This is a genomic window from Paenibacillus mendelii (assembly GCF_024498075.1).
Taxonomy (GTDB): Bacteria; Bacillota; Bacilli; order Paenibacillales; family Paenibacillaceae; genus Paenibacillus_Z; species Paenibacillus_Z mendelii.
In genome coordinates, this window is sequence record NZ_JANHOF010000002.1 from 115,327 (window position 1) to 129,752 (window position 14,426).

Annotated in this window: 15 protein-coding genes; 6 read left to right on the plus strand and 9 right to left on the minus strand. The window is 51.1% G+C overall.

Translation table 11 applies throughout. The features are described 5' to 3' along the window. Positions 1 to 8 precede the first annotated feature (8 nt). Both sufC and NNL21_RS07730 read right to left on the minus strand, forming a co-directional pair. Entirely contained in the window at positions 9 to 788 is a 780-nt protein-coding gene (gene sufC / locus NNL21_RS07725) for a Fe-S cluster assembly ATPase SufC (protein ID WP_204817829.1), read from the minus strand. 157 nt (positions 789 to 945) lie between these two features. After that, a complete protein-coding gene (locus NNL21_RS07730) occupies positions 946 to 1,524 on the minus strand; it encodes a DUF1802 family protein (protein ID WP_309145314.1) in 579 nt (192 codons plus the stop codon). Positions 1,525 to 1,669: 145 nt separating this feature from the next. Here NNL21_RS07730 and mtnK point away from each other — a divergent pair, with 145 nt between their 5' ends. Further along, positions 1,670 to 2,890, plus strand: coding sequence for an S-methyl-5-thioribose kinase (gene mtnK, locus NNL21_RS07735; protein ID WP_204817825.1), 1,221 nt, complete (start codon positions 1,670 to 1,672; stop codon positions 2,888 to 2,890). A gap of 24 nt (positions 2,891 to 2,914) precedes the next feature. Beyond that, complete coding sequence (gene mtnA / locus NNL21_RS07740) at positions 2,915 to 3,976, plus strand: S-methyl-5-thioribose-1-phosphate isomerase (protein WP_204817823.1); 1,062 nt, start codon at positions 2,915 to 2,917, stop codon at positions 3,974 to 3,976. Positions 3,977 to 4,086: 110 nt separating this feature from the next. Here mtnA and NNL21_RS07745 read toward each other — a convergent pair whose 3' ends face one another. Further along, on the minus strand, positions 4,087 to 4,392 hold the full coding sequence (locus NNL21_RS07745; RefSeq protein WP_204817821.1) for a YunC family protein: 306 nt from the start codon (positions 4,390 to 4,392) through the stop codon (positions 4,087 to 4,089). A gap of 216 nt (positions 4,393 to 4,608) precedes the next feature. Between NNL21_RS07745 and NNL21_RS07750 the strand changes: the two genes are divergently transcribed. Continuing rightward, on the plus strand, positions 4,609 to 5,112 hold the full coding sequence (locus NNL21_RS07750) for a hypothetical protein (protein WP_204817818.1): 504 nt from the start codon (positions 4,609 to 4,611) through the stop codon (positions 5,110 to 5,112). A gap of 108 nt (positions 5,113 to 5,220) precedes the next feature. On the opposite strand, the gene NNL21_RS07755 is transcribed toward NNL21_RS07750, so the two are convergent. Beyond that, the gene (locus tag NNL21_RS07755) at positions 5,221 to 5,601 is read right to left on the minus strand and encodes a DUF423 domain-containing protein (protein ID WP_204817816.1); all 381 of its coding nucleotides are present in this window, start codon (positions 5,599 to 5,601) and stop codon (positions 5,221 to 5,223) included. A gap of 139 nt (positions 5,602 to 5,740) precedes the next feature. On the opposite strand from NNL21_RS07755, the gene NNL21_RS07760 reads away from it, so the two are divergent. Continuing rightward, the gene (locus NNL21_RS07760) at positions 5,741 to 6,166 is read left to right on the plus strand and encodes a hypothetical protein (RefSeq protein WP_204817813.1); all 426 of its coding nucleotides are present in this window, start codon (positions 5,741 to 5,743) and stop codon (positions 6,164 to 6,166) included. Positions 6,167 to 6,414: 248 nt separating this feature from the next. Beyond that, the gene (gene yhbH / locus NNL21_RS07765) at positions 6,415 to 7,563 is read left to right on the plus strand and encodes a sporulation protein YhbH (RefSeq protein ID WP_204817811.1); all 1,149 of its coding nucleotides are present in this window, start codon (positions 6,415 to 6,417) and stop codon (positions 7,561 to 7,563) included. Positions 7,564 to 7,644: 81 nt separating this feature from the next. Here the strand turns inward: yhbH and NNL21_RS07770 are convergent, their stop codons facing one another. From NNL21_RS07770 to NNL21_RS07785, 4 genes are all read right to left on the minus strand, one after another. Continuing rightward, positions 7,645 to 8,610: a nucleoside hydrolase gene (locus NNL21_RS07770; protein ID WP_204817809.1), complete on the minus strand. Its 966-nt coding sequence runs from the start codon at positions 8,608 to 8,610 to the stop codon at positions 7,645 to 7,647. 140 nt (positions 8,611 to 8,750) lie between these two features. Further along, positions 8,751 to 9,668, minus strand: a complete 918-nt coding sequence (gene rbsK / locus NNL21_RS07775) for a ribokinase (protein WP_204817807.1) — start codon at positions 9,666 to 9,668, stop codon at positions 8,751 to 8,753. 127 nt (positions 9,669 to 9,795) lie between these two features. Then, positions 9,796 to 10,554: an AraC family transcriptional regulator gene (locus tag NNL21_RS07780; protein WP_204817805.1), complete on the minus strand. Its 759-nt coding sequence runs from the start codon at positions 10,552 to 10,554 to the stop codon at positions 9,796 to 9,798. A 219-nt stretch (positions 10,555 to 10,773) separates the two neighbouring features. Further along, positions 10,774 to 12,006 (minus strand): MFS transporter, encoded by a 1,233-nt coding sequence (locus NNL21_RS07785; RefSeq protein ID WP_204817803.1) that lies wholly within the window; start codon positions 12,004 to 12,006, stop codon positions 10,774 to 10,776. A 346-nt stretch (positions 12,007 to 12,352) separates the two neighbouring features. Here NNL21_RS07785 and NNL21_RS07790 point away from each other — a divergent pair, with 346 nt between their 5' ends. Continuing rightward, positions 12,353 to 13,354: a DUF2167 domain-containing protein gene (locus NNL21_RS07790; protein ID WP_204817800.1), complete on the plus strand. Its 1,002-nt coding sequence runs from the start codon at positions 12,353 to 12,355 to the stop codon at positions 13,352 to 13,354. A 159-nt stretch (positions 13,355 to 13,513) separates the two neighbouring features. On the opposite strand, the gene NNL21_RS07795 is transcribed toward NNL21_RS07790, so the two are convergent. After that, positions 13,514 to 14,359, minus strand: a complete 846-nt coding sequence (locus tag NNL21_RS07795; RefSeq protein WP_204817798.1) for an AraC family transcriptional regulator — start codon at positions 14,357 to 14,359, stop codon at positions 13,514 to 13,516. Between the last annotated feature and the right edge of the window lie 67 nt (positions 14,360 to 14,426).

Consider the following 14,426-nt stretch of genomic DNA (forward strand, 5'->3'; position numbering starts at 1 on the left):
CCCCTCCGTTAAACCTGGCCAACCGTTTCGTCGACGATACCCAGTTCTTCTTTCACCCAATCGTAGCCTTCGCTCTCCAGACGCTCCGCAAGCTCCGGTCCGCCGGATTTGACAATACGGCCTTGCATCATAACGTGTACAAAGTCAGGCTTGATATAGCCAAGCAGACGCTGATAGTGAGTAATAATCAAGAACCCGCGGTCCTCGGAACGCATAGCGTTGACGCCTGCTGCAACAATTTTAAGCGCGTCGATGTCAAGACCGGAATCGATTTCGTCCAGAACGACGATTTTGGGCTCCAGCAGCAGCATCTGCAAAATTTCGTTACGTTTCTTCTCGCCGCCGGAGAAGCCTTCGTTCAAATAACGGTGAGCGAACTCGGGGTTCATCTCGAGCTCCTTCATCTTGCTCTCCATCTGGCGGATAAACTTAATCAGCGAAATTTCTTTTCCTTCCTCGCGGCGCGCGTTGATCGCACTGCGCAAGAAGTCCGAGTTGGTGACGCCGGCAATTTCACTTGGATACTGCATCGCCAGGAACAAGCCGGCGCGTGCGCGCTCGTCCGTAGCCATATCCAAGACGTCCTCGCCATCCAGCGTGACCGCTCCACTGGTTACTTCATATTTGGGATGCCCCATTAGTGCCGATGCAAGCGTGCTCTTGCCCGTTCCGTTCGGACCCATGATCGCATGGACTTCGCCACCTTTAATTTCAAGGTTGATGCCCTTCAAAATTTCTTTATTCTCGATCGCGGCCTTCAAGCCATCAATCACAAACTGCGTTGCCATGTATACTGCTCCCTCCGTGGTTCGGATGTCTCTATGCGAGGATCCCTCAATTATAATTATTCTAAAATGATTCTCATTGATTCTCAATAATCATTTTAATATGAATCCCATTATAAATCAATCAACACCTCTCCCCAAAGTCGGAAAAGTGACGTCTTTACAGCCCTAGAGCTCCTTTAATTTCGGACACGTGCGCATGAAATTCTCGATCGCTCAACACAGGCCGCGTCCCCGGTCTCAAGAGATCTTCTTCTAGAGAAACCCATGATTTGCAGCCGGTGTATGCCGCCTTCATCGGGATATCGATCGGCTTGTTCAGAAGACTTACGCGGAGCAGCAGCAGATGAAGCGGCTTAACTCGTCTCCACTTGAGCCTTTCTTCCGCGAATGCATCAGTCCAAATATGGTATTCCCTTATTCTGTTAAGCTTAGTCTGGTCGTGAATCTCAATATCGTCCACAACTTCGGCGTAAGCACGAATACGCACGGTTCCCGCTTCCGGGCTCCATTCATCAAGCGTTCTGGCGATGCCGCCCCGATATGCCTCTTTAAGCAGCTCCGGCTTCTGGTGCTCATAGGCAGGCAGCAGATAGAAGTGTGGGCTGACGAGTCGAAAATCACGCGTTTCCTCTGCGATCCCGCCTTTGCGCAGCACCAGGATCTGCTTGCCTTCCGAGAGGGCTTCGACTGCGACCGCCCATTCCTTCAACGCCACGTCTTCATTTATAATGGTCATATTCATCCCTCGCCGCTCTTATCATTCCCTTCTATTGTACCAAACGAGGTATTCCAACGCGAAAAAGAATTCGCTATACTTGTTTAAGGTCAAACGTACGAACGAAGGCCCTTATCTATTACCCATTATTGGAGGTGGACAAGCAGTGTCTGCTTATCATCCATTAAACGAAGAAGAAGCGATAGAAATCGCCCGATCCCTAGAAGGCTTTTTCCCGGGCTCCGGTCCATTGAATTGCCGCGAAATCGGCGATGGCAACTTAAATCTCGTTTTTCATATCAGCGATCCGGCCAGCGGGCAAAGCTTGATCATGAAGCAAGCCCTGCCTTACGCCAAGGTCGTTGGCGAATCATGGCCGCTTACCCTTGACCGTGCCCGCATTGAGAGCGAGGCTCTCCAGCTGGAAGGCAAGCTTGCGCCTGGCCTGGTTCCGCAAGTGTATCTATACAATCCGGAGCTCGCCTTGACGATCATGGAGGATCTGAGCGACCATGTCATCATGCGCCGCGGACTGATCGAAGGCGGACGGTACCCGCTCTTTAGCGAGCATATTTCCACCTTTATCGCACAAACGCTGTTCTTCACGTCCGATCTGGGCATGAATCAACAGGATAAGAAGCTGAACGTCGGCCGGTTCATTAATCCGGAGCTGTGCAAGATCACAGAGGACCTTATCTTCGACGATCCATACACCGACGCGGAGAATAACAGCTTCGAAGACGCCATCCGCGATGAAGCGGAAGCCCTTTGGAACGATGGTCAGCTGCATGTTGAAGTGGCCCTTCTCCGTGAAAAGTTTCTGACACAGGCCCAGGCGCTGCTGCACGGCGATCTCCATACCGGAAGTATCTTCATTACGCCAGAATCGACGAAGGTGATCGATCCTGAATTTGCTTATTACGGGCCAATGGGCTTCGATATCGGGGCGGTCATCGCTAACCTTCTCCTGAACTATGCTGCCCGCGAAGGCTGGGATCATGATGACGATGCGGTCCTTGATTACCAGAATTACCTGCTCGAAACAGTACGCGAGGTCTGGACCAAATTCGAGGCCAAATTCCGCGCCTTGTGGGACGAGCACGGCCAGGATCGTCTAGCCAAGACCGCACCGGGATACAAGGACGACTACATGCTGCGTCTGCTTAGAGATACGATCGGATACGCAGGCTGTAAGATGGTGCGCCGTATCGTCGGTCTCGCGCATGTGGCGGACATCGACCGCATCGAAGATGCCGCAGTACGGGAACAAGCCCAGCGGGCAGCGCTGGCAATTGGTAAATCGCTCATCAAGCTGAACCGTCAAGCCAGCTCCATTGAGCAGCTCATTCAAACCGCTCAAACCGCTTCTGCTGCGGCGAAAGCTTAACACGAAAGGAATGAAACAAGCATCATGACCCAAACGAACAGCAATGCTCTGCAATCACTCATCTGGACCGACAACAGGCTTGACCTTCTCGACCAGCGGCTTCTGCCCGAAGAAACGGTCTATCTGCCGCTCACCGGTGTGGAAGAGGTATGGGAAGCCATTCGCCACTTGAAGGTCCGCGGCGCTCCAGCCATTGGAATCGCTGCCGCATACGGCGTCATCTTTGGCAGCCGGTCAGTCGATGCCGGTAAGTCGGAATGGCTTGCAGCAGTGAACGAATCCGCTGCGAGGCTGGCAACTTCACGGCCAACGGCCGTCAACTTGTTCTGGGCACTGGATCGGATGAAAGCCCGTGCGGCTGAACTGGCAGGCAGCTCCCTTGAACTGGAAGCCTGCAAAGACGCGCTGCTTATAGAAGCAATCGCGATTCAAAGCGAGGATGAAGAAACGAACCGGTTGATCGGTGAACATGCGCTTACGCTGTTCGAGGATGGAATGGGCGTATTGACGCATTGTAATGCCGGCGGTCTGGCAACGGCTAAATACGGAACCGCGCTCGCCCCTTTCTATCTCGCTCAAGAAAAGGGCATCTCACTCAAGGTATTCGCGGATGAGACGCGGCCTGTGCTTCAAGGCGCACGCCTGACTGCATTTGAACTGCATCAGGCTGGTGTCGATGTGACGCTTATATGTGACAACATGGCCGGCATGGTTATGAGCAAGGGCTGGATTAATGCCGTCATCGTCGGCACCGACCGTGTCGCTGCCAATGGCGACGTGGCTAACAAGATCGGCACATATAGCGTGGCCGTGTTGGCGAAGGCGCATGGCATTCCGTTCTATGTGGCGTGCCCGCTGTCAACAATTGACTTGAATACGCCATCTGGCGATCAAATTCCGATTGAAGAACGCGACGCTGAAGAAGTTACGGAAGGATTCGGCAAGCGCACCGCCCCCCGCGGTGTCAAAGTGTTCAATCCAGCGTTCGATGTGACTCCGCATGAATATGTAACGGCTATTATTACGGAGAAGGGTGTCGTTCGGGCTCCGTTCGATACGAATCTGAAGAAGCTGTTCGAAGCCTAATCTACCCGGACACACGGGAGTATATCGCAATCAAATGCAAAAAAGGGCTGCCATCCAAACGCTCGGTCCAATGAGCTTGGGTGACGGCCCTGTTATGTTTTTGCAAACGCTTATACCATAAGACGAACTGCATCCGCACCCTTCATCCCCGTTGTGATGCCCAGCGCTTCTGCTGCTACGGTGACGGATTCCAGCGGTGCTTCCATCAGCTCTTCCAGTGTGCGTACGCCTACCGCACGCCCGGCAACGATTCCTCTGTCTCCAAGGCGCTCATTCAATAAGGCGACATCGAGCGCTCCGCACATGATATATCCTTTGTCTGTCGCGACCGCCAGCAGCGTTGTCTTGGGCAGCTTCACTTCGACGCCGAGTACGGTGACTCCGCTCTCCAGTGAAATGGGAACCATACGCATCATCCGAAACCACCTCCTTCGCAAAGGAATTACCTTCGATATGCATTGCGAAATCGCGTATTATACGCTTCTTCACTATATGCCAAAAGTCTGATTCGGTGTGGGTCTATACGCTCATCCGGATAAGCCATAATGAGCCCTTCAGAATCTCAGAGGAAGCTACTATTCTTGTCCATTTAATGATATGATACATATATTCATGCAATTGATGGAGGCCTTATGAAACCAATCAACAACGATGATGATACAGGTCAAATGACCTATTTGTTTAATGTCGACATTCTCGTTGAAGGCAAGACGAATGCTGTCGCCTTGGAGCGCTTGCTTCATCTCTTGAACAACTCCGGGGCCAGCGATTTTCGCGTCAACAGCGGTATTCAACTAGGTGAGATCATTCGCGAGCTGGAACAACGCAGTGCGCCCGATAAAGTCGCTATTCCTATCCCCTTGCATGCCAAGAGTGGTGCGGAAGCCCCGGAAACTGTAATCGAAGACACATCCGCAGCTGTTGCCAGCCCTAATATAAGCGAACGGATTAAAGGCTACATCGCCGAGAACCGATTAATCCGACTTAGCGTGAACAAAGGCCACGGAGTTAAGCTCAACATCCCGTGCAGGGTCATTCAATTTGATGAAAGCACCCAGCTGATTACCGTGTATCATGTGGATGAGAAACAGGTGTATGCCTTCAACTGGAATGAAATAGACGATTTTGTCGTCTGATGGATAAAAACTGCAAGAAGGAGCCGTCCAGCATAGGACGGCTCCTTCTTCATTAAGGCAAGATGAGTATTCGTACTCATGTCGCAGCACAATATCTAAAGCAGCCACTCAGCGGCTGCTTGACCGCCAGAGCGACATCGCCGTAAGCGCCCATGCCGCAATAAATGCGACACCGCCGAACGGCGTAATGGGACCGAATACGCTCAAATCCGTAAGGCTTAGCGCATAGAGGCTGCCGGAGAACAGAAAGATACCGATATGCATCAAGCGCCCGGCCCACAGCATTCTCTTACTCGTACCGATCCGATCCGCGATCAGTGCCAGCAGGAGCAAGCCAAGTCCATGGTACATATGGTAGCGCACACCTGTTTCGAAAACATCCAGCATGTCATTCGAGATCTTCCCCTCTAGACCGTGCGCGCCAAAAGCGCCTAAAGCCACGGCAAGCAGGGCGTGAATAGCACCGTAAGCACCTACTCTAGAAAACATAATTGATTCGCCTCCATTGATGTAGAAGAAAATAGACTTTCTTAACCGGGAACAAATCGGTTACAATCGTACGAGAGCAACTATAATGAGATACCTGGTAAGGAAATAAACAACATGAGGTATAAAGGAGTTATGTCCTATGTACGAGAATGAAAACAACAGCAATTCTCCCGGCGGCTTTAGCCCTGTTCAAGAGCCGATGATTTCCGAACAGCCGGTAAAGACCTCGGGTCTTGGTATCGCTTCTTTCATCATTGGACTCGTTAGCATCATTACGTTCATTATCTGTATCGTAGTCGTGACCTCTTCCATTATGGACTACATTACGGAAGACGGCAAGATCATCCAAGATGTCGAACAGATCAGTTCCAATGTATCCCTTCTCCTATCGGGGCTCTTCCTGATCGGCAGTCTCGGTCTATCCTTTGTCGGGCTTGTTCTGGGCATTATCGGGGCTTGTATGAGAGACCGCCGCAAAGCGTTCGCCATCGTTGGAATCGTCTTGAATGGGCTGCTTGTCGTCGGAACGGTTGGACTATTCCTGGTCGGAATCATCTTCCAATGAGCATCACCTAACGGTTCACTCTGAAATCCGCATGACGTTAACGTCATGCGGATTTTTCGCGTGTGCTCTGCCTTTGAAGCGGATAACAAGATGAACAGGCGCATTTGCCTCACATAACCGTTCGGGACTTGAATACAATGATTAACAATAAGAGTAAACGCCAATAAGCTTGTCCCCTATGCTGCTCCGAAGGCCGCCAGATCTGCTCGGCACAGTTACTTAACGAATCGAAATTGGGGTGAACCAATATGACAGAACCGTTGTTCATCGTGTCCCGTGAAGATTGGGCGCTGCATCGTAAAGGGTATACGGACCAAACCCGGCACCAGGAGAAGGTACGCGAAGCCATTAAGCAGAATCTTCCTGACATTGTCACCGACGAAAGCATCATCTTATCCAATGGCAAGCGCACGATTAAAGTTCCCATTAAGAGCATCGACGAATATCGCTTCGTCTATAATCACAACAAGAAGCAGCATGTCGGACAAGGCGACGGCGACACGCAGGTCGGCGATGTGCTCGGGGTCGATCCGCAAGAGGCGAAGGGGCCCGGCAAGGGCGAAGGGGCCGGCGACCAGCCCGGCGAAGATTACTTGGAAACCGAAATCAGCATGGCCGAACTTGAGGATATGTTATTCGAGGAGCTCGAGCTTCCCAACCTGGAGCAGAAGCAGAAGGAACAGGTCCAGACAACCGATGTCGTGTTCCAGGATATTCGCAAGAAAGGCATCATGTCCAACCTGGACAAGAAACGGACGCTCATGGAGAACCTGCGTCGCAATGCCAATGCAGGCCGGGCAGGAATCGGCGGCATTACGCCGGACGATCTGCGGTTCAAAACCTGGCAGGAGGTCATCAAGCCCGAGTCTAATGCGGTCGTGCTCGCGCTTATGGATACGTCGGGCAGTATGGGATCTTTCGAGAAATATTGCGCCCGCAGCTTCTTTTTTTGGATGAGCAAATTTTTGAGACGCAAATATGAGCATGTCGAGATGGTCTTTATCGCCCATCATACGGAAGCGAAGGAAGTGACGGAAGAGGAGTTTTTCACCCGCGGCGAGAGCGGCGGAACCATCTGCTCCTCGGCCTATCAGAAGGCATTGGACATTATCGACAGCCGGTACCCGACTGCCAACTGGAACATCTACCCCTTCCACTTCTCTGATGGCGACAACCTCACCTCGGATAATGAGAAATGTGTACGGCTGATTGAAGAGCTTATGAAGCGGTCGAACATCTTTGGCTATGGCGAAGTGAATCAATACAACCGGAGCAGCACCCTGATGTCGGCCTACAAGCATATCGGCAACAAAAAGTTTCTCTATTCGATCATTCGTGAGAAAAGCGAGGTCTACAAGGCACTCAAGACCTTCTTCTCCAAGCCTGCCAGCGTATAAACAAACAAGCCCGTATGCGCCATGAGCGATACGGGCTTGTTTCATTGCGTTCATGCAAGGATCGCAGTGTATTCGATAACATTACGATTGGGCAAGCTGCTCCTGCCCTGATTCGGTTTGGGCCGCAAACCGTGCCAGCTTGGCGAACAGATCTCTAAAGACCGGATCACGATGAGCATAATGCGCCGAGCGGATCAGATGCCTGGACGTGTCCCGGCTCCATGTGACCTGATCGGTTAATACGGGACTATGGATGAGCGTCGTCGGGATCCAGCTTGACTCGATCAGCCAGGCCACGACAGAGATATCCCAGATGACCCGGGAAAGGGCAAAATGGTCGCTGCTGCAGCCCTCGTACCGCTCTGCCAAGAAATCGCCTATCGCGCCTTGTCCCTTCACATAGCGCTCGACTTCAGGCAGTGTAGTATGTAGATGAGATGCGACGCCTAAGCAAGGTACAAGTACCGTTGGCACGCCGCTGTTGAAGATGACCTGTGCGGCAGGCACATCTTGAATGAGATTGAACTCCCTTGCATCGTTCCAATCCAAGGCGTTCCCGCCAAGCCATAAGACGACGATTTTCTCGATAATGGCAGGTTCTATCAAGATGGCGGAAGCCACATTCGTGATTGCCCCGATCGCTACCACATAGAGCGGTTCATCGTCTGGCGCGGCAAGCGCCTTCGCAATCAGATCGCGGACCGCCTCGCTGTCTACCGGCTGCTCCTTGCCTGGCAAATATCTGTCGGACCCGCGGAACACAAACCCATCGACAGGCTCATTCATCCGGGTAAGAATACGGACAATCTCATCATAGCTCTTTTCCATGCCGTCCTTGGGGCCCTCGGATAGTTCATTGAAGAAGGGCGCGGCGTATACAGCCTGGAGGTTAATACGCTCCTTAGACAGCAGCGCATACACTAGCGCAAATTGATCATCAATTTCATTATAGGTGTCGGTATCGAGCACCATGTTGATCCGGCCGGTTGGCGGCCGCAAACGGTGAAGACGGACTTCCTCGGTTATAACAGGATATTGAATAGCCATGTGCAGGACTCCTCTCTCATGTACCTACCCTCATTCTATGCGGTTACAAGCTCTTCCACTATTACGAACTGGCTCTCTTCTTATATAAGTTGGCGGCGAATTATAGATCCAGCCATCAAGTGAGTGCTGACGATGGGAGTCTAGTCGTGCTGCACCCTAAGAACTTCCTCCAGCGTGGGCATGCCATTCTGGGCTCCAAATTTCTGCACGGATAGCGAAGCCGCCGTTACGGCAAATTTGACAGCATCGCCTACTTGGCTGCGCTGGGCAAGTGAATAGGCTAATCCCGCATTGAAACAATCGCCGGCACCGGTTGTATCCACAGGCTTCACCCTTGGCGCCGAAACGGTTACTAACCGGCCGTTAACCGAATAAGACCCGCCCTTCTCGCCTCGCGTTACAATGACATTACAGCTATAGCGGCTCTGCCACTCCATGATGGAATGAGCAAGCCGTTCCTCGTCCTGATCGCTTGTGCCGCTAATGAACTCCCATTCGGTTTCGTTCGGAGTTAAATAGTCCGTCAGCTGCAGCAGCTCGTCTGGAAGCGCCCGGGCAGGCGCCGGGTTCAAGATCGTAAGGGCTCCGCTGCTCTTTGCCAGTGCGAATGCCTCCATGACCGCTTCCAACGGCACTTCCAGCTGTGCCATCACAATATCAGCAGACTGGATCGCATCCTTGTGTTCTTGCACATATAAGGCCGTACAGGATTCATTGGCTCCTGATACGACCACGATGCAATTATTGTCAGGTGTATGCATGATATGAGCCGTGCCTGTCATCTGGTCTTCCACGGCTTCCAGCGCTTCGACCCGAACGCCATTCTCCTTCAACTGCCGCAGCAGCGTCTCGCCGAAGACGTCTTGTCCGACACAGCCGATCATTCGGGTATCAGCCGTCAGGCGGCTTGCGCCAAGCGCTTGATTGGCGCCCTTGCCTCCCGGTACATAGTGCACCGCTTCCCCATGTATCGTCTCACCTACCTTCGGCATCCGTTTCGTAGAAACGACGATATCCATATTCAAACTGCCAACCACCGTAATTCGCGGTGTACTCATTCATACTTCATCCTTTCAGCCTATCAGCTCCTACAGCTCACAGCGGCTTTCGATCCGCCCCTTGTGTTCCGTGATAATAATCGTACACAATGGATGGCTTCAGAAGTATCCGTTTCTGGTCGTTTTTTTATAGGTTTTGGTGCAAGAAGTGTTCACGATAAGCTCTTGGAGAGCTACCGGTATCCTTCTTGAACATCATGCTGAACTGCGGGGCGTTGCTAAAGCCGCATTCGAGCGCAACCTCGGTCGCGGTCTTATCGGTATAGAGCAGCATCCGTTTGGCCTGCTCCAGCCGGTTGCGGATCATATATTGGGTCGGCGAATAGCCCGTTTTTTGTTTGAAGAAATGGCGGAAATGATCATAGCTGTACCCTAAGCTGCCCGCTAATTCCACCATGTCTATCTTATCCGTGCAGTACTGCTCCATATATTTCTTGGCGTAGATCACCTTGTCGCTCGTTTCTTGCTTAAGAGGACCGCTCACAAGTCTGACGGAGGCTGCTATCAATTGACACAGTAAGCCATGCAGCGAAATATCATAGTAATTCTCCTTGCTTCCAAGCTCGCTCAGCATCTGCTCCAGAAGCCCCCGGATCGTCCCTTCCCGGTCCTCATAGAGACCATTGTCGAAGCGCACCCGATCATTGTCGTAATAGAAGCAGATGAAGATCACTTCCGTATCCGTCTCGCGATATTCATCATGCTTGCAGCCAGGCTGTATGATTGTGAAGGTCCCCCCGGAATACGGGTAGCAAGTATCCCCGATCTTCGTCGTCCCGGTGCCGTTCACATAATAAACCAGTTCATAATTCGCATGACTGTGATCGTCGATGCGGCTCTGCCCTTCCCTCACCGTATGATGCAAAAAATCAAAGGAGAAGTTCACCTTATCCCTCCTGGTTCAATACTGCTCCCATGCAGCAACTTATCGTTATCCCCATTATAAGGGATAAGGACGGATTCCTTCCATAATCTCTATGAGGCGTCCCGCCGGATCCGTCGAATGCTATGGCAAAAGGGACTGCCCCGTAAGTCGCTTACGACTCACGAGCGCAGCCCCTATTATGTTTCGACAGCCCGTATTCTAGACAACCAATCAGCTATCTCAAGCCGATAAGCTTCCAGTCTTATGGCGTGCTTGTCCCATGTATACGAACACCAGGACACCTACCCAGCCGATCATGGAAGCGCTGGTCAACAGAATAGGCAGCGGTACGCTCCCTGCAAGCAGCGTACTGAGAATCGGCGCAATCGTCCCGCGAATGCCGAACAGCATCAGATGCAGCCCGAAGACGATCGCTTCCCTTCCGGGCGCCAGCCGGAACACATAGGCAAGAATCCCGATATCCCAGATCGCGTCTCCGATCCCCTGAATCCCGCTGCCGACCAATACGGCGGGGTAATTGCCAAAGATCGCATACAACAAGGGAACGACTGCGAAGGCTGCAATCCCGTATACCATCGTATGCTTGGCTGAGAAGCGGTCAATAACCCATCCTACAATAAAGTAGCTGGTTAATAGGCACGCATAGTAAGTGGCACGCGCATATCCGATATCCAAATTGCTCAGATGCAGGCGATCTACCTGAATAATTTGATAGAGCGGGCTCGCCAATATATTACCGAAACCGGAAAAGAACGTCGCGAGCATAAAGACGCCCAGCTCCTTGTTTTGTTTGATCATCGCCATCTGCTCTCTCAAGGAAGCCCGTTTGGCGGTCGGGGCTGGAATGGGATCCGTCCCGCCGCCTTCTCTTAGTCTCGTAAATACGATGATCGAGATGACGCCCGTTACAGAAGCGACCAACAGCGGACCGGAAGGACCGGAGGCATCCATCCAGCTGCCGACTAAGAAGGCCATAGGGATCATCAGCATCCCCATCATAATACGCACATTCGCCATCAGCTTCCCGCGATGCTGCGCAGGATATACGCGTGTTATCATGGCTGCATATGCGGGTGCCTGTATACCCATTAAGATTTGAAATACGAGTGCCGTGAGCACGTAAACGATCGGCACGCCGAAGAAAGCCGGGAACAGGATGAGCGCACGGCCAATCAAATTCGGAATGATCATATAGGGCTTTGGATTCGATCTCTCGATCTGGGCTGCCCACAGCGGCGAGAAGAGCAGTCCAATAGCCGGCGCCGCTGCAAGTAATCCGACCTGCAGATTCGTAGCGCCTTCACGGATTGCCATCGGAATGTAGAACTGATTGAAGACTACGTTAAACATACTGAACAAGACGGAAGCAATTGCATCGATTCGGTAATTATGTCTAGCTGTAGGATCCAACTGAAGCTTCAATCGGGACATGTACATCGATCTGCCCGCCATTATCCATCCTCTGCCCTTCTCCAGTGACTTATACGTTAGTAGTGCCGCATGGATAACTGTCCGCGATGCTCCGTTATGCGGATTTCTTTGTCAGAGCATGATGATCATCATTCACGTCAGCTAAGCAAGCTATTCATCATAGATTCTATCGGATAAAGCGCTCTATACTATGAATAATAGTTTACACAGTAATAGTCAATAGGACTCTTCAATATACCAGGGAATTCACCGCTTTCATTAGGTAAAGATTACATTAAAGTTTATAAAAATGGTGTTCAGTCCGACAACATTCTGCTATTATGTTCCTCTGTGCCAAACATATCACGAATAGAGGTCAATGGAAACGATGAAAAAAAAATTACGCCACACGACTTTGCTGTACATGATGCTCATGGCAATCCTGGTTACCTTGTCCCCGAACGCAGTCCATGCCGAGACCGGCGCTGTCGCCGGAAATGCTCCCGTCCCTGAATTGAATTGGGTGATGGGCTCAGGTCAAACGGTCGATCTGGGGGATAATCTTGCACAGCTGAAGCTTGATGAGAGCCTGGTTTTCTTGAACGGAGCGGATACGGAGACATTCCTTATCAATGCTGGAGGCAAACCGACAGGCAAAGAAATCGGAGCTGTCTTCCCGACCGCAGAGGATCAACAATGGGTCTTATACTTCGACTATGACGAGACAGGTTATATCGATGAGGAAGAGAAGGACGAGATTGATGCCGAAGCGCTTCTGCAAAGCTACAAAGATGGTACCGAAGAGGCCAACAAAGACTTGGCCGAGCAGAATCGGATTTATGTAGACAGCTGGGACGTTGCCCCTTTCTACGACGAGAACCTGCACAGTCTGGCATGGTCGCTGCTGGCACATGACGCATCGGATAATAAGCTCATCAACTACAATGTCCGCCTGCTGACACGTCAGGGCGTAATCTCCGCTGTATTGGTCTCCGACCCGGAGCATCTCGCAGCAGACCGTAAAGTAATGGAGCAGCTGGTTCTCTCCTCGTTCAGCTTGAAAGAGGGAAGCCGCTACGAGGATTACGATGCCGGCACAGACAAGAAGGCAGAGTATGGCTTGACAGGACTCATTCTAGGCGGTGCCGGTCTTGTGGTCGCGAAGAAAGTCGGTCTGATCGCCACAATTCTCTTGTTCGCGAAGAAATTCTGGATCATTTTCATTGCAGGAGGAGCCGCCATTTGGAATTTCCTGCGCGGCCGTTCGAAGCGGCAAGCGGCGAAGCAGGACCAGGATGACAAGGAAGAAGCTGGACGCGAAGCGGAGCTGGAAGCAAATCAGGCCGTGCACACAACCGTACAGGAGAATAAAGTGCCGAAGGAGATGTAATGCGCCTTGCTCCAAGTATGAAATCTCCTATTAAACCTGCCGTTTATAAACAAAGGGACCTCCAACACGAGATGCGCATGTTGGAGGTCTTCTCTGTTCATTCATTGAAATTCTTGAGCTTCGCTCAGAGAACGATAAGATGCTTCCATCTTATTTCGTTTAGCCGGTGTCACGGGCGTTTTTCTTGAAAATCGATGGTGATACGCCAGTATACTTCTTGAACGTCTTCGAAAAGTAGGTCAAATCATTGAAGCCGACACCGTAGCACACATCGGTTACGGTTAGATCGGATTGGAGTAAAAATTCTGTGGATTTATTAATGCGCACATCGGTTAAATAGTCGTTGAACGTTTTTCCGGTAAATGACTTAAACAAATGACAAAAATAAGTTTTCGATATTTTCGAGTATTTGCAAATATAATCCAATCGGATTTCTTCGTCGTAATGCTGCTGAATATACTCGACCGCTCGATTAATATTGGGCCAATACTTGTCGGATTTGTCATCCTGCAGCGTACCGGTGTTCTGTCCATTCTCCCGGTTAATGTAGGACAACAGCTTAAGCAGGCTGCCTTTCAGCACAAATTCGTAATAATCCTTGCTTCCCTCGTACTCATCCACCATATCTTGAAATAGCATTTGAATCCGGTGTACGTTAGCGCCCGATAGCGTCAATTTCGGGATTTCGGTCAGTTGGCTTATCCGGCACGGATAATCGAAAAACTCCGAGTGAAACTCGCACCCGTAAATTTCCAGCTTGTCGGTGTCGAATTCAAAGCCGTGTACAGCATAGGGCGGAACGACAAACATGCTTCCCTTCATCATGGTGTACTCACGGCCTTGAATGATGTGTTTGAACGTTCCCTTGCTCACATACCAGATTTGCACATAATCATGAGCATGAGGCAGCTCAATACTTCCGAATGTCTCATCGATTTTATACAGCTTGCAAGACATGTTCTCCCGCATTTCATACTTAGCTGAGAAAAACCGGATTCCGGCCATACGTATCACTCACCTCGCATGTTTCCAAGAGTAGTTGGACTTGACCAGAGTGGCGGCTGTATCTCGA